We start from the raw sequence: 14,539 nt of genomic DNA, 5'->3' as shown, positions 1-14,539 counted from the left end.
CAGCAGCTTTGGACTTCTGTCTAAAAGAATGAAATTACGATTGTGCGCAATTTGACATTTAAATTGTGCACAATTGTAATTGAGCAAAAGTTATGCCAAATTCTGAAATCAAAGCTTGTGAGTTTTTCCGTTCAACTAATAGTTTGTGTATTTAGAGGTAAATGAATGAAAGTTTGTCTGCTTAATCTGTTATAAAAAAATGAGTAAATTTAAAGGAATGGAGGAATCTTATAATGTTAAATCTTGAATAGATCTTCCAGCATAGATATTGTTCTTATGATAGAAATATTTCCAAATGGTTAAGTTGGACATACACTGTTCAAATTAAATAATGTTTTAAAAAAGAGGGGGCGTTAATAAAAATGGAGAAATCAATGCCATCGAATGCACCAAAAAAAGCCGTAGAAATGAGCAATGATGAAATTGATGACCATATATATAACGCTATTGTAGATGCCATTTTAAATAGGCAACTTACACCTGGAGCACGCTTGGTTGAAGCGCCATTATGTGAAGCATTTGGTGTGACTCGGGGTGTCTTAAGACGCGTTTTTGTTAAACTTGCGCACGATAAGGTCATCGAAATACAGCCCAATCGTGGGGCACTCATAGCAGAACATAGCCTTGATGAAACAAAAGAGGTCTTTGAAGCACGCAGCATGCTTGAAATCGCCACGGTAAAAAAACTTGCACAAAAGTCTCATCACTTAGATTTTAGTGAGCTTAGAGCATTAGTTGATCAAGAGTCTCATGAACGTTTAGCTGGAAATTGGGCTGAGTGGATTAAGCTATCAGGTAAATTTCACCTAAAGCTTGTTGAAGCAAATCAGAATACGATTATGACCAGTTATTTGCAGACACTTATTGCGAGAACATCATTGTTAATTGGTTTGTATGAAATTCCAAAACATAATAATTGCTCGGCAGATGAACATCGTGCAATTTTAGATGCTATTGAGCAAGGCGATGAAAAACGAGCCACACAACTGATGGAAGAGCATTTAGAACACTACGCGACGACATTTATTGAAGAAAACAGCACAGCGGCAGCAGAGCAAAATTTATTAAATTTATTTAAAAATAAGAAGATTGAAGCTACTCAAACCAACTAAAAAAAGTGGGCCAATTCTTATGGAAAAGGCCCAGACCACTTATTTTATAGGAGCGATTTGATGCGTTAAAAAATCAATAAATAGTTTTACTTTCTTCGATAAAATTTTACGGTTTGGCCATGTCACATATAAGTGAAGTGGCTGACTGGTGTAGTCTTCTAAACATTTCTGTAATTTACCTTCTTTGTAGTAAGGCTCCGCAATAAACTCTGGAAGAAAGACAATACCGTGATCTTTTAGGCACATATCTAATAATAATTCACCATTATTACAGGTCATTACTGGGAAACAATTAAAGGACACTTCTTTTTGATCTTTTTGGAAAATCAACTTCTTATGACGGCTATCTTGATAATAAATTAAAAATTTATGATCTTTGAGTTCCTCTAAAGAGGCGGGTAATCCATGCTGATTAAAATACTCAGGTGTCGCGTATAAGTAACGTTGATAGGTATTTAATATTTTACTATTTGCCAAATTTGGAGGAGAACCATCTACACGAATTGTTAAATCAAATTTATTATTATTCATGTCTAATAACTGATCTGTCATGAATAAATCAATTTTGATACTGGGGTATTTTTCAATAAAGTCTGAAATGATATGTTGAAGAAAAATGTTGCTAAAAGACATTGGTGTATTGAGCTTGAGTTCTCCTTCAGGGTACTGCTGATTGTAGCTAATTTCATAGGCAGCCCATTCAAACTCACTTAAAATGACTTTGCTATGTTGATAAAACTTTTCTCCACAAGAGGTGAGGTTCATCTGTCTTGTGGTTCTGGTTAATAGTGTAGTTTTTAGGTCATTTTCGAGGTAGCAAACGCGTTTGGCAACCAAGTCACGAGAGATATCGAGTGCTCTGGCTGCACTACTAAAATTACCATGTTCTACGACACTTACAAAAGTGGAAATACAGTCTAATCGATCCATGGATAAGCGAAAGTTAAAAAAATATATATCAATGATTAAACTATAAAAATTAAAAAGCAATCATTGTTTTTATTGTATTCGTGCAGGATACAGATTCGTGCTGATTTGCTGTCTATGCTTTTACATTTTTATCTGTTTTGATAGTGACCAGTAAGCAATTTCAATGCATTACTCATAAGGAATAATGGAGTTTACCCATGAATAAATCACTTTTAGAACAACTATCACCAACGAATTGTCAGGTTATTTTTATTGATCACCAGCCACAAATGGCTTTTGGGGTACAGTCAATAGACCGCCAAGTATTGAAAAATAATACGGTAGGGTTAGCAAAAGCAGCTAAAACTTTCAATATTCCTGTCACCATTACCACGGTTGAAACTGAAAGCTTCTCTGGTCATACCTATCCTGAGCTTTTAGATGTATTTCCCGATGCTCCATTATTAGAACGTACTTCAATGAATTCATGGGATGACCAAAAAGTACGTGATTCACTTGCAAAAAATAACCGTAAGAAAGTGATTGTTTCTGGTTTGTGGACTGAAGTGTGCAATAACACTTTTGCTTTTGGTGCCATGCTTGAAGGTGATTATGAAATTTATATGGTTGCGGATGCTTCAGGTGGTACATCGAAAGAAGCGCACGATTATTCTATGCAGCGCATGATTCAGGCGGGTGTTGTTCCTGTAACTTGGCAACAAGTGTTACTTGAATGGCAGCGTGATTGGGCACACCGTGATACTTATGATGCAGTCATGGCAATTGTACGTGAGCATTCTGGTGCTTATGGTATGGGCGTTGACTATGCTTATACAATGGTACATAAGGCACCTGAACGTACCACATCAAAACACGAAGTACTTGCACCCGTTCCTGCAAAATAAGAAATAGTTGAGTTAAGGGTATTTCGATATTTAAGTTGATTTATTCGATTTTTGATTATATTTGATAAGTGGAAAAGCCATTTGCAACTGTTCGAGGCTGGACAAAATCTGAAAAAGATTGTAATTGAACGAGTTTTGCAGATCTTGCGCTGCCTTAATGGCAGCTCAGGTTTTGGTTACTTTTCCCGAAAGAAAAGTAATAGAATTAACTACTCTTATTGAATGTAAAAACGGTCAGACTCCGTCGTGTAAAATCAAAAAGAATAATGAAATATATATGTTGCTATACCTTTATTTTTTAGAACGATAATTCACAAGAATGGAGTTCAGAATGACCGAAATAAACCTCATACTCAAAAACGGTAAAATCACCACACTAGATCCTAAAAATCCAGAAGTACAAGCAATTGCCATAGCAGATGGTAAAGTTGTACGCACCGGCACAAATGATGAGATCATGAAGCTGGCATCAGAGACGAGCAAAGTTGTAGATTTAAATGGTCGTCGCGTTATACCGGGTCTAAATGACAGTCATCTGCATATTATTCGTGGTGGCCTAAATTACAATATGGAACTGCGCTGGGAAGGTGTGCCATCTGTAGTGGATGCACTACGCTTACTCAAGGAACAAGCTGATAATACACCAGCTCCGCAATGGGTACGTGTGGTTGGTGGTTGGACAGAATTCCAGTTTGCCGAAAAGCGTTTACCTACTTTAGAAGAAATTAATAAAGCCGCTCCTGATACTCCAGTATTTGTTTTACATTTATATGCTAGCGCCTTGTTGAACCGAGCTGCGCTTGATGTATTGGGTTTTAATAAAGACACGCCAGACCCGCCCGGCGGCAAGATTGTACGAGATGAAAAGGGTGAGCCAACAGGGCTATTGCTCGCAACTCCATCGGCTATGATTTTATATTCGACCTTGGGTAAAGCACCGAAATTGCCAGTTGAAGATCAAGTCAATTCAACTCGTCATTTCATGCGTGAACTCAATCGATTAGGTATTACTTCTGCGATTGATGCTGGTGGTGGCGGGCAAAATTATCCTGAAGATTATGATGTGATTAAGCAATTGCATGACCAAAACCAAATGACAGTGCGAATTGCATACAACTTATTTGCTCAAAAGGCAGGCCAAGAACTTGATGATTATCGTCGCTGGACAGAAATGACATTCCCAGGCGATGGTGATGAACTATTTAGAATGAATGGAGCGGGTGAGAACCTGACATGGTCGGCGGGTGACTTTGAAGATTTCTATGAGCCACGTCCGGATTTACCAGAAAAGATGGAAGGTGAACTCGAAGCTATTGTAGAGCACTTGGCTGAAAAGAAATGGCCATTCCGTATTCATGCAACCTATGATGAAAGTATTAATCGTTTGCTCAATGTATTTGAAAAAGTAAATTCAAAACAGCCATTTGCAACCCGATTTATTATTGACCATGCCGAAACCGTATCTGAGCGTAATATTGAGCGTATTGGTGCATTGGGTGGCGGTATTGCCATTCAACACCGTATGGCATATCAAGGTGAGATTTTCGTAAAACGCTATGGAGCTGAAGCTGCTCAAGCAACGCCACCCGTTAAGAAAATGCTAGAACTAGGTGTTCCTGTAGGTGCAGGAACAGATGCAACACGTGTTGCATCTTATAACCCTTGGGTGTGTTTATATTGGTTGAGCACAGGTAAAACTGTTGGTGGTTTACCTTTGTATGATGAAAAAAATCTATTAGATCGCCAAACAGCACTCATGCTCTGGACCAAAGGTTCTGCATGGTTTTCAGGTGAAAAAGATATCAAAGGCTCATTAACAGCAGGAGAGCTTGCTGATTTAGTTGTATTGTCTGATGACTACTTCAAAGTTGAGGCAGATGATATTCAGTGGATTGAGTCTGTGCTCACTGTTTTAGGTGGACAAGTTGTATATGCAGGGGCAGAGTTTAAGCAAGATGATCCGCCTTTACCGCCAGCCTTGCCAACATGGTCACCAGTAAAACGTTTTGGTGGGCAATGGCGTTTATCTGAAAATCGAAATGCACCTTCAAATCAGTCTTTACAGTCAGAAAGCGCGCTTTGTGCATGTGCTAGCAGTTGTGGCATGCATGGACATAGCCACTCATGGATGCTTGATGTTCCTGTAAATGATAAAGATAAAAAATCTTTCTGGGGCGCATTGGGGTGTTCGTGTTTCGCATTTTAAATAAAACAGTATGAGAGCCTACCGTTTAAATGGCTTGGTTCTCTAAGGTATGTACCATGAAAATGTACTTATTATCTTTGGCTGTAGGGTTGCTCGTTGGTGTCTTATATTACGTTTTAAATGTGAAGTCGCCAGCTCCACCTCTTGTTGCATTAGTTGGTTTATTAGGCATGGTGATAGGAGAACAACTCCTCCCTTTTATTAAGTCCTACTTTTAACCGTTTTCATTTAACAAAAAAGCTAAATGGTATTGTGCCATTTAGCTTTTTATATTTATGAGAATCTTAAATTATTTTACTCGTTGACCTTGTTCATTAATGATCACTTCACCATCTTCTTTTGCAAAATAGCCTAAGTTTTCTGAATCTAAAATATCAAGGACAATTTCAGAAGGGCGGCACAGACGTGTACCTTTTGAAGTCACCACAAATGGGCGATTGATTAAAATTGGGTACTGAACCATAAAATCAATTAACTGTTCATCTGTCCAGCTGTCTTGTTCCAAATCTAAATCTTTATATGGATCAACATTTTTACGAATTGCATCACGAACGGTTAATCCAGCTTGTGAAATGAGTTGAGTAAGCTCATCTTTACTAGGAGGTGTCTGTAAATATTCAATAACAATGGGTTCAATCCCAGCGTGACGAATAAGTGCCAGCGTATTACGTGAGGTTCCGCAAGCAGGGTTATGGTAAATCTTCACTAGCTCAGTCATGACAAATTTATCGCCGAATTAAGATATTGCATTTATATATGGATATCCGTATATTTGCAATAACGAATATGAATTGTTGCTGACATGATCACTCAAGTCGATTTTTTTAAATGTCTTTCGGACCCTACTCGGTTAAGCATTCTTAAATTAGTTTTAAGCAAACAAAACATATGTGTTTGTGAACTGACCGAGCAACTTGATTTAAGCCAACCAAAAATTTCCCGACATTTAGCGCTATTACGTACTCATGGCATTTTACTTGACTCAAGACAAGGGCAATGGGTGTATTACAGCGTTAACCCAGATTTACCAAGTTGGGCCGTTGAAGTTTTGAAAATTATAGGAAACCAAGATGAAAGTTTCGTGAATCAATCATCTTCACAGTTTTCTTCTATTTCAACTTATTGTGAGTAACACCATGAAATTCTTATTTTTATGTACTGGAAACAGTTGCCGTAGCATTTTGTCGGAAGTTTTATTTAATAGCCGTGCACCAGAAAGTTGGAAAGCGTATAGCGCAGGCAGTAAACCCTCAGGGCAGGTGCATCCATTAACCATTGAAACTCTTGAAAACTTAGGTCTTTCAACAGATGGGCTATGGAGCAAAACCATTGATGACTGCGAGCAGTATCAACCAGATGTTGTGATTACAGTCTGTGATGCTGCTGCACAAGAAGCATGCCCCCTTTATTTAGGTGGTGCAATCAAAGCACACTGGGGCTTAAGTGATCCATCTCATTTGGACTTGCCAAAAGAAGAAAAACTCAAAGCTTTCCAAGAGACTGTAGATCATATCAACCGTCGTTTAGATGCATTGTTTGCACTTGATGTTGCGAACTTAAACCGTTCACATTTGATGGCTGAGATTAATAAAATCTCTCATATTGAGTAAGAGAGCAGAACATGACTAAGCAAAAGCTTTCTTTTTTAGACCGGAACCTAACGCTATGGATTTTTATTGCCATGGGTTTAGGGGTAGCCATAGGTGTTTTCTTTCCTCAAGCCTCGGTTTCTTTGAATCAACTCAGTGTAGATAACGTCAATATTCCGATTGCAATTGGTTTAATTTTAATGATGTATCCACCTTTGGCAAAGGTGGATTACGCAGCTTTACCGGAAGTATTTAAAGATAAAAAAACGTTGGCTTTGTCTTTAGTCCAAAACTGGTTAATTGCTCCAATTTTGATGTTTGCTTTAGCGATTATTTTTCTGCATAACTATCCGGAATATATGACAGGTCTAATCTTGATAGGCTTGGCACGTTGCATTGCAATGGTATTGGTCTGGAACGGTTTGGCATGTGGGGATAACCAATATGTTGCTGCTTTAGTTGCTTTTAACAGTATTTTCCAAATTTTATTCTTTAGTACTTATGCATGGCTTTTCTTAACTTTCTTGCCGCCGTATTTTGGTGTGGCTGGTCAAGTCATTGATGTGAATTTCTGGACCATTACCCATGCTGTGTTGGTGTATTTAGGTATTCCATTTTTAATGGGTTTCCTCACGCGATTCATTTTAGTGAAAGCAAAAGGGTTAGATTGGTATCAAACTAAATTCTTACCAAAAATCAGTCCGATTAGTTTGCTTGCATTACTATTTACCATTGTGGCTATGTTTAGTCTTAAAGGTGGTGATGTGGTGAGCTTACCTTTAGATGTGCTACGAATTGCCATTCCGTTGACGATTTACTTTGTGGTGATGTTCTTCATTAGCTTCTTTATGAGTAAGCGTATGGGAAATAACTACCCACGTACCACTGCCATTTCATTTACCGCTGCGGGTAACAACTTTGAGCTCGCTTTAGCCGTTGCGATTGCAACATTTGGTTTAGCGTCACCTGTAGCATTTACCACTGTGATAGGACCATTAGTTGAGGTTCCGGTTTTAATTTCACTCGTTTCAGTTTCTCTTTGGCTCAAGAAAAAGTATTTCTCCCATGAACAGTCTTAACAATGATTTATCAAATGTAGCGTTAAATCTTTTAGATAAGCCTACCTTTGAACAAGTGCAAGCACAGCAACTTGAACATCCACCACGCATTTTATTGCTATATGGTTCTAATCGTGAACGCTCTTATAGCCGTTTTGCTGTGTTGACGGCTGGACGAATTCTTGAATATTTAGGTGCCGAGGTTAAAATCTTTCATCCTAAAGGTTTGCCTTTACCAGAAGATGCAGCAACAGACCATCCAAAAGTTCAAGAATTACATGAGCTTTTGGCTTGGGCAGAAGGTATGGTGTGGTGTTCACCAGAACGTCATGGTGCAATGAGTTCGATTTTAAAAGCTCAGATTGATTGGATTCCCTTAGCTGGCGGAGCAATTCGTGCAACACAAGGTAAAACCTTAGCCGTTATGCAGGTTAGTGGAGGTTCTCAATCTTTCAATGCTGTGAATCAAATGCGCATTTTAGGGCGCTGGATGCGTATGATTACCATCCCAAATCAGTCTTCGGTTGCTAAAGCTTTTTTAGAGTTTGAAGAAGATGGAAGTATGAAACCATCCTCTTACTATGACCGAATTGTCGATGTAATGGAGGAACTCTATAAGTTCACTTTATTAACACGTGGACAAAAACAATATCTGACAGATCGCTATTCGGAACGTAAAGAATCAGCAGAAGAATTATCTAAACGAGTCAATCAAAAATAGTAGATTGATCACAATAAAAAAGTGCTCACATTAGAGCACTTTTTTATTGATATTTAATGCGAATTTAGATAGTAGGTAATAATGTTTGTAAGAGGTCAATAAAATTTGCCACTTTGGCTGAATTTTCACTTTCTCTTGTAATTAAGTAAAGAGGAGCATTAAGTTTTATTGAACTATCAAATTCGCGATAAACAATTTCATGGTTCCAGAAATTATGCATTGAGGCTGGTACAATAGTTATACCAATTCCAGCAGCGACTAAATTTAATGTTGCGGTAGGTCGAGGTGCTTCCTGAATAATACGTGGGCTAAAACCTGCTTGATAACAACTATATAAAATATTGTCATATAAACCTTGTCCTGAAGAGCGACGGTATAAAACAAAATTTTCATCTGATAAGTCACTTGAACTAATTTTTTCTTTTTGCGTAAGTGGATGTCCTATAGGCAATGCCACCATCATTGGCTCATCTAATATATGAAGATGTTTTAAACCAATATCACGACTAATCGGGGCTCTTAAAAAAGCGATATCAAGTTTCTCGGAGATTAACCGATCTAATTGCTTTTGGCTGCCTGCTTCTTCAAGTTTGGTTTGTACCCCTGGATATATTTCCCGATAGGAGCGCAATACTAATGAAATCAGTGGATGCATGCCTGCAGAACTTGTAAAACCAATATTGAGTTGTCCTGTTTTACCTTGGCTGACATCTTGAACTAATTTAGGAATATGTTTGGCATGCTCTAATAAAATTTGTGCTTCTTTAAATAATGCTAAACCTGCTTCAGTCGGTTCAATCCCACGTGGTTGACGAACAAGTAATTGTGTCCCGAGTTCTTCTTCCAGTTTTTTGAGTAAACGCGTTAAAGGTGGCTGTTGAATAAATAATCGGTTTGCCGCGTGGGTAATGTTTCTTTCTTCAACAACCACAACAAAGGCATGAAGCTTGTGCAAATCTAGCATAGAAATACCTTTAGGGTATGGTTAAAGAAAATAAAAGCATTTGTAGATATGTCATAAAAGTATCATTCTATCTTGGTCAGATAAAGTGAAAAGTAACGAAAATGAACCATGTTGAGATTGCCGTGCAGAAGGAGAGTGTACCGAGCTGCACAGAACTATTTTTAGGTTTTTTAACATTAGGTTTAATTGGATTTGGCGGCGTGTTGCCTTTAGCACGAAAAGTCGTTGTAGAGCAGAGACAGTGGCTAAGTCCTGAAAAATTCACTGAGTTACTTGGTCTGTGTCAATTTTTACCGGGTGGCAATATTATTAATTTATCTGTTGCGATTGGCATGGAGTTTCGTGGCATTCGCGGTGCAGTAAGCTCACTGATTGGCTTAATCTTTGCACCGACGGTAATTGTTGTACTTTTACATTATGTCTATGAGCAGTTCCAAGATAACCTCATGGTTAAGCATCTTTTTGAAGGACTAGCAGCAGCTGCTGCTGGGCTACTGGTTGCAACAGGGTTGAAAATGCTCAAGCCTTTATTACGTAATCCATTAGCTATTTGTGTAGTTGTAGTGGCAATTGTCAGTATCGCTTTTCTGAAAATCTCCTTGCTTTTGACCATGCTGGTTTTGTTGTCATTTTATTCAGCTGTTATTTGGAGACGTGTGTAATGGGCGCAGTTCTACTTACTTTAGCCATCATTTTTACTCAGTTATCACTTATTGCTTTTGGTGGCGGAAATACAATTTTGCCTGAAATGCAACGTCAAGTCGTTGATATTCATCACTGGATGACTGCACAAGAATTTAGTGCCTTATTTGCTATAGCCCAAGCTGCCCCTGGTCCAAACATGATGATTGTACCGTTGGTGGGATGGCATGTAGCAGGCTTATCGGGTTTACTTGTGACATCAACCGCTAAATTTTTGCCTTCATCTATTATTACTGTATTTGTAATGAGAGGTTGGTCAAAATTTAAAGATAAGAAATGGCGCCGTGTTTTACAGCTTGCATTACAACCTGTCACAGTTGGAACGGTACTTGCCAGTGCGTGGATTATTTCTGAGGCGGCTGCAATCAACACTTTACTTGTTATTATGGTCGTCGTTGCAACGTTATTATCTTTAATTAAAAAGGTTCATCCCTTACATGTCTTGATTGCTGGGGCTGTATTTGGCGTAGTGTTACTCTAGTTTAACCAGTTTGCCGACCTGCGCTGGATGAGTTCAGGTTGGCTTTTTTTGATTGAAGTGAATAATAATTAAATCTAAAAAACCGATCAAATCTATAAAATCATACTGTTTTACCTATTTTATGTTTTAACGTACTATGCATCTATTGAAAGAATTTGGATGCATTGGAGTAAAAACAGATGTTAGATCAAAACATTAAAACTCAATTAAAAGCTTACTTAGAACGTTTAGAAAGTCCAATCGAATTAGTTGCTGCTTTAGATGAATCAGATAAAGCTGCTCAAATTAAAGAGCTGGTTACCGAAATTGCTGAACTTTCTGACAAGGTGACTGCCCGTTTTGATGGCAACAATACACGTCGTCCAAGCTTTGGTGTGGCTAAAGCAGGTGAACAACCTCGTGTGTTCTTTGCTGGCTTACCTATGGGCCATGAGTTTACATCTTTGATCTTGGCACTGTTACAGGTGTCTGGCTATGCTCCTAAAGTGTCTGATGAAGTGCTCAACCAGATTAAAGGTTTAAACCTCAAAGCTGACTTTGATGTGTTTGTATCGCTAAGCTGTCATAACTGTCCGGACGTGGTACAGGCGCTTAACCTGATTGCAATTTATAACCCGAACACAACGGCAACCATGATTGATGGTTCATTCTTCCCAGATGAAGTTGAACAACGCAAAATCATGGCGGTTCCAATGGTGTTCCAAGACAATGAACACATTGGTCAAGGTCGTATGACACTTGAAGAGATTGTGGCAAAACTCGATACCAACTCAGCTGAAAAAGATGCAGCAGCGCTTAATGCCAAAGATGCGTTTGATGTGTTAGTGATTGGTGGTGGACCTGCAGGTGCAACTGCTGCAATCTATGCAGCACGTAAAGGCATTAACACAGGTATCGTGGCTGAACGTTTTGGTGGTCAGGTCATGGATACCATGGACATTGAAAACTTCACGTCTGTACAAAAAACTCAAGGCCCTAAGTTTGCTGCCGAAATGGAAGCACATGTTCGTGAATACGATGTTGATATCATGAACCTGCAACGTGTCAGCAAAATCGTTGGTGCAGATCAAACTGCAAATGGTCTGGTTGAAGTTGAACTTGAAAACGGCGCAAAGCTTGAATCGAAAACAGTAATCCTTTCAACAGGTGCACGTTGGAGAGAAATGAATGTTCCGGGTGAGCAAGAATACCGTACCCGTGGTGTCGCATACTGCCCACACTGTGATGGTCCATTGTTCAAAGGCAAACGTGTTGCCGTGATTGGTGGTGGTAACTCAGGTGTAGAAGCTGCAATTGACCTTGCAGGAATTGTTGAGCATGTGACTTTAGTTGAATTCGACACTAAACTTCGTGCAGACCAAGTCTTGCAAAACAAATTGCATAGCTTGCCAAACACCACTGTGATTATGAATGCCTTAAGTACAGAAGTGTTAGGTGACGGATCACAAGTGACAGGTCTTAAATATAAAGACTGTGCCACTGATGAAGAGCATGTGGTAGAGCTTGCAGGGATCTTTGTCCAGATTGGTTTATTGCCAAACACTGACTTCTTGAAAGATAGTGAGCTTGAATTAACCAATCGTGGCGAGATCATTGTGAATGACCGCAATGAAACCAATGTAAAAGGTGTATTTGCTGCGGGTGACTGTACTACAGTTCCGTACAAACAAATCATTATTGCCACAGGTGAAGGTGCTAAAGCATCACTCTCTGCATTTGATTACATTATCCGTTCTGGACAATAAGATTTCCATCCACAAACAAAAGAGCCAAAGGTTATCCTTTGGCTCTTTTTATTTTTATGGTTTATATAAACCATGTTCGACTAAATGCTCTCGTAAAATACGACGCAGTTCTAAAACGGCTTGCGGCGTTAACTGAATTGAATGTCCACCTGGAAGAACCTTCTCAGATTTGGCACCCTCTAAGTGAGCACTTTTATACGGAACAATACCATCAGTAATTACATTTGGATCATCGCTCTTGGTGATATTTCCCATAATTGAGTGAAAAACCAAGCCTTTATGAGGATTAATATTTTCTGTGAGCTCCATAAATTTGGACTGATGACTCAAATCGCTTGGACCATTTTGAATCAAACCACTATCAATATTACTCAAGAAATCTTTAACATCTAAATTTTCGGTGGTGAGTGAAGTTGCTACAGCTGATAAAAAAGCACCAGGTAGACGAATAACTTTACGCGCTGCTAATGTAAACCAGCGATCTGCATAATCTGTACCTCGATGAGGAGAAGCCAAGAAAATTGCACGATCAAAATTATTAATTGAATGCATTTGCAATCGTTCAGTAACCATTGGATGTTTCTTAAAGCGGTTTTGCTGACGTGTCGTCATTAGCTCTAAAGCAGGCTTGGTAATATCTCCATCACTTACTAGTAAACGGCTAATAATACCTCCCATACTATGTCCAACCAGTACAGCATCATGTGCAGCAGGATCATTAGGGTTCAAAGAACCAAAAGCTTGCTTAAGAAGGGCATAAGTTTGGAAACGGCTTTCCAGAATCGGCATATTAGTCGAATAGAAAACTTGCCAAACTTGATAATTATCTCTTAAAACCGTGTCACCCATAACATCATTAGTCAAAGCAATCCATGCCTCAGGACTACTTGCTAGGCCATGTACTAACACAATAATTTTCTTATTTGGGTTGTATGGTTCAAGCATATATAGGTGTGGCATGGTTAAATGCTGATCACGATCAATCAGACTTAAATAAGCCGCGACACCTAAATTATTCTCAGCTAACCATAGGCCGTAAGGCGCGGAAAAGTTGGCCGCTAGAGGATATTGTTTTCTTGCTACATTAATATTGTCGGTCCGGTATGGATCGTAAACCCGAATCACGAATTCAGGATTATTAATAATTTCTTCAACAGTGGTCGCATGTTTTGGTTCAGCTACAATAGTTGCAGCCAAATAACGTGCATGATGAATATTTGGATTAACACCATTTTTATAATTGTATTTAAGCGGGTCTAAAATATACTCATTAATATCTTCTTTTCCTGAACTCGGAAAAACCGCTACAAATTCAGATCCAAAACCATCACGGCGGTTAATGGTTCTTAACCCTGAAAAATTTAAATTATAACTAGAAATTAACTTTTCTAATTTTTGCCCGGCAAGCTGCTGGTGAAATTCGAAATCAATCGAATAGACACTTTTACCAATATGTATTTGGGGTTCAACACCATTTTTTTTAGGGTAGCGTAAATCATAAGCACCGACCATTTTGGCAATTGCTTGATTATAGAAGTCACGAATTTGAACTTGTCTATTATCAAAAATACGGTCAGTAGGCTGGCGCTTTGTGGAAAACAAATAGGCGTAACTATAACGAATACTTTTATCCAGTAAATTTAATTGCTGGTCTAAACAATCATCGTATTTACTTTGAATATTGGTTTGTTCTTCTTCAGACTTATGTTTAGTAAATCTACTAATTTTACAATCCGAAGAATCTGACAAGGCCATTGCTTTTGCCAAATACATTTCACTTGCAGCTGATAAGAACTGTTCATCTAAAATTTGAGGTAATTTTTTGAGTTGATTTACACAGTTATCAGGTGTGTCAGTACAAACTTTAGCTTCCTGACCAGACATTGATAAAACATTCAGACTTGCTTCGCTGAGTTTATTTTGGGTAAGAATACTATTACGTTCATTTGCAATAGTTACATTCAAAGCTTGCTGTTTAACATTAACGACCTGACAACCACTCAGAATTGAACCGAGTAGTATGACCGTCAATACTGTTTTGCTTCTTTTTATTGAAAACATTATGGTCAAAATTTAGTGGCTCAATGGTAGGTAGATCATACAAATTTTAAAATATTTTTCAAATGATCAAATAGAAAAAAGGGCTG

General features: G+C 38.4%; 15 protein-coding genes. 11 read left to right on the top strand and 4 right to left on the bottom strand.

Features of this window, described 5'->3' with window-relative positions; all coding sequences use genetic code 11:
• Window positions 1-362 precede the first annotated feature (362 nt).
• Window positions 363-1,112: a GntR family transcriptional regulator gene (locus F936_RS11840; protein ID WP_017389931.1), complete on the top strand. Its 750-nt coding sequence runs from the start codon at window positions 363-365 to the stop codon at window positions 1,110-1,112.
• Between the two features lie 39 nt (window positions 1,113-1,151).
• Here F936_RS11840 and F936_RS11835 read toward each other — a convergent pair whose 3' ends face one another.
• Complete coding sequence (locus tag F936_RS11835) at window positions 1,152-2,042, bottom strand: LysR family transcriptional regulator (protein ID WP_005047564.1); 891 nt, start codon at window positions 2,040-2,042, stop codon at window positions 1,152-1,154.
• A gap of 197 nt (window positions 2,043-2,239) precedes the next feature.
• Here F936_RS11835 and F936_RS11830 point away from each other — a divergent pair, with 197 nt between their 5' ends.
• From F936_RS11830 to F936_RS18845, 3 genes are all read left to right on the top strand, one after another.
• Window positions 2,240-2,926, top strand: a complete 687-nt coding sequence (locus tag F936_RS11830) for a hydrolase (protein WP_003651277.1) — start codon at window positions 2,240-2,242, stop codon at window positions 2,924-2,926.
• Window positions 2,927-3,257: 331 nt separating this feature from the next.
• Window positions 3,258-5,132, top strand: coding sequence for an amidohydrolase (locus tag F936_RS11825; protein ID WP_005047562.1), 1,875 nt, complete (start codon window positions 3,258-3,260; stop codon window positions 5,130-5,132).
• Between the two features lie 56 nt (window positions 5,133-5,188).
• Complete coding sequence (locus F936_RS18845) at window positions 5,189-5,350, top strand: DUF1427 family protein (protein WP_000784879.1); 162 nt, start codon at window positions 5,189-5,191, stop codon at window positions 5,348-5,350.
• Window positions 5,351-5,421: 71 nt separating this feature from the next.
• On the opposite strand, the gene arsC is transcribed toward F936_RS18845, so the two are convergent.
• The gene (arsC, locus tag F936_RS11820) at window positions 5,422-5,850 is read right to left on the bottom strand and encodes an arsenate reductase (glutaredoxin) (RefSeq protein ID WP_005047560.1); all 429 of its coding nucleotides are present in this window, start codon (window positions 5,848-5,850) and stop codon (window positions 5,422-5,424) included.
• 84 nt (window positions 5,851-5,934) lie between these two features.
• Here arsC and F936_RS11815 point away from each other — a divergent pair, with 84 nt between their 5' ends.
• The 4 genes from F936_RS11815 to arsH are packed head-to-tail and all read left to right on the top strand — an operon-like array spanning window position 5,935 to window position 8,500.
• Window positions 5,935-6,264 carry a metalloregulator ArsR/SmtB family transcription factor gene (locus F936_RS11815; protein WP_003651284.1) on the top strand — a complete coding sequence of 110 codons (330 nt, stop codon included), beginning with the start codon at window positions 5,935-5,937 and terminating at the stop codon, window positions 6,262-6,264.
• Window positions 6,265-6,268: 4 nt separating this feature from the next.
• Window positions 6,269-6,742, top strand: coding sequence for an arsenate reductase ArsC (locus F936_RS11810; RefSeq protein WP_005047558.1), 474 nt, complete (start codon window positions 6,269-6,271; stop codon window positions 6,740-6,742).
• 11 nt (window positions 6,743-6,753) lie between these two features.
• Complete coding sequence (gene arsB / locus F936_RS11805; RefSeq protein ID WP_003651286.1) at window positions 6,754-7,800, top strand: ACR3 family arsenite efflux transporter; 1,047 nt, start codon at window positions 6,754-6,756, stop codon at window positions 7,798-7,800.
• The gene (gene arsH, locus F936_RS11800) at window positions 7,787-8,500 is read left to right on the top strand and encodes an arsenical resistance protein ArsH (protein ID WP_005047555.1); all 714 of its coding nucleotides are present in this window, start codon (window positions 7,787-7,789) and stop codon (window positions 8,498-8,500) included. Before arsB ends, arsH begins: the two co-directional genes overlap by 14 nt.
• Before the next feature lie 64 nt (window positions 8,501-8,564).
• Here the strand turns inward: arsH and F936_RS11795 are convergent, their stop codons facing one another.
• Window positions 8,565-9,464, bottom strand: coding sequence for a LysR family transcriptional regulator (locus tag F936_RS11795; RefSeq protein ID WP_005047553.1), 900 nt, complete (start codon window positions 9,462-9,464; stop codon window positions 8,565-8,567).
• Window positions 9,465-9,565: 101 nt separating this feature from the next.
• Between F936_RS11795 and F936_RS11790 the strand changes: the two genes are divergently transcribed.
• The 3 genes from F936_RS11790 to ahpF all read left to right on the top strand — a co-directional run bounded on the left by F936_RS11790 (window position 9,566) and on the right by ahpF (window position 12,392).
• Complete coding sequence (locus tag F936_RS11790) at window positions 9,566-10,126, top strand: chromate transporter (protein WP_003651289.1); 561 nt, start codon at window positions 9,566-9,568, stop codon at window positions 10,124-10,126.
• Window positions 10,126-10,647, top strand: coding sequence for a chromate transporter (locus F936_RS11785; protein ID WP_005041292.1), 522 nt, complete (start codon window positions 10,126-10,128; stop codon window positions 10,645-10,647). The genes F936_RS11790 and F936_RS11785 overlap by 1 nt, the downstream gene beginning before the upstream one ends.
• 179 nt (window positions 10,648-10,826) lie before the next feature.
• Window positions 10,827-12,392 carry an alkyl hydroperoxide reductase subunit F gene (gene ahpF, locus F936_RS11780; protein ID WP_005047551.1) on the top strand — a complete coding sequence of 522 codons (1,566 nt, stop codon included), beginning with the start codon at window positions 10,827-10,829 and terminating at the stop codon, window positions 12,390-12,392.
• 54 nt (window positions 12,393-12,446) lie between these two features.
• Here the strand turns inward: ahpF and F936_RS11775 are convergent, their stop codons facing one another.
• Window positions 12,447-14,453, bottom strand: coding sequence for an esterase/lipase family protein (locus tag F936_RS11775; protein ID WP_016802329.1), 2,007 nt, complete (start codon window positions 14,451-14,453; stop codon window positions 12,447-12,449).
• Window positions 14,454-14,539 lie beyond the last annotated feature (86 nt).

This window comes from Acinetobacter calcoaceticus DSM 30006 = CIP 81.8, from assembly GCF_000368965.1.
Lineage (GTDB): Bacteria > Pseudomonadota > Gammaproteobacteria > Pseudomonadales > Moraxellaceae > Acinetobacter > Acinetobacter calcoaceticus.
The sequence above is the reverse complement of the archived record's forward strand: the minus strand, read 5'-3'. Positions and strand labels throughout refer to the sequence as shown.

What these genes read in the sequence shown, in the direction of transcription:
- arsB (WP_003651286.1), top strand. Translation starts at nt 6,754, where the DNA reads ATGACTAAGCAAAAGCTTTCTTTTTTAGACCGGAACCTAACGCTATGG.
- F936_RS11775 (WP_016802329.1), bottom strand. Translation starts at nt 14,453, where the DNA reads ATGTTTTCAATAAAAAGAAGCAAAACAGTATTGACGGTCATACTACTC.
- F936_RS11795 (WP_005047553.1), bottom strand. Translation starts at nt 9,464, where the DNA reads ATGCTAGATTTGCACAAGCTTCATGCCTTTGTTGTGGTTGTTGAAGAA.
- F936_RS11840 (WP_017389931.1), top strand. Translation starts at nt 363, where the DNA reads ATGGAGAAATCAATGCCATCGAATGCACCAAAAAAAGCCGTAGAAATG.
- F936_RS11785 (WP_005041292.1), top strand. Translation starts at nt 10,126, where the DNA reads ATGGGCGCAGTTCTACTTACTTTAGCCATCATTTTTACTCAGTTATCA.
- ahpF (WP_005047551.1), top strand. Translation starts at nt 10,827, where the DNA reads ATGTTAGATCAAAACATTAAAACTCAATTAAAAGCTTACTTAGAACGT.
- F936_RS11825 (WP_005047562.1), top strand. Translation starts at nt 3,258, where the DNA reads ATGACCGAAATAAACCTCATACTCAAAAACGGTAAAATCACCACACTA.
- F936_RS11830 (WP_003651277.1), top strand. Translation starts at nt 2,240, where the DNA reads ATGAATAAATCACTTTTAGAACAACTATCACCAACGAATTGTCAGGTT.
- F936_RS11810 (WP_005047558.1), top strand. Translation starts at nt 6,269, where the DNA reads ATGAAATTCTTATTTTTATGTACTGGAAACAGTTGCCGTAGCATTTTG.
- F936_RS18845 (WP_000784879.1), top strand. Translation starts at nt 5,189, where the DNA reads ATGAAAATGTACTTATTATCTTTGGCTGTAGGGTTGCTCGTTGGTGTC.
- arsH (WP_005047555.1), top strand. Translation starts at nt 7,787, where the DNA reads ATGAACAGTCTTAACAATGATTTATCAAATGTAGCGTTAAATCTTTTA.
- F936_RS11790 (WP_003651289.1), top strand. Translation starts at nt 9,566, where the DNA reads ATGAACCATGTTGAGATTGCCGTGCAGAAGGAGAGTGTACCGAGCTGC.
- F936_RS11835 (WP_005047564.1), bottom strand. Translation starts at nt 2,042, where the DNA reads ATGGATCGATTAGACTGTATTTCCACTTTTGTAAGTGTCGTAGAACAT.
- arsC (WP_005047560.1), bottom strand. Translation starts at nt 5,850, where the DNA reads ATGACTGAGCTAGTGAAGATTTACCATAACCCTGCTTGCGGAACCTCA.
- F936_RS11815 (WP_003651284.1), top strand. Translation starts at nt 5,935, where the DNA reads ATGATCACTCAAGTCGATTTTTTTAAATGTCTTTCGGACCCTACTCGG.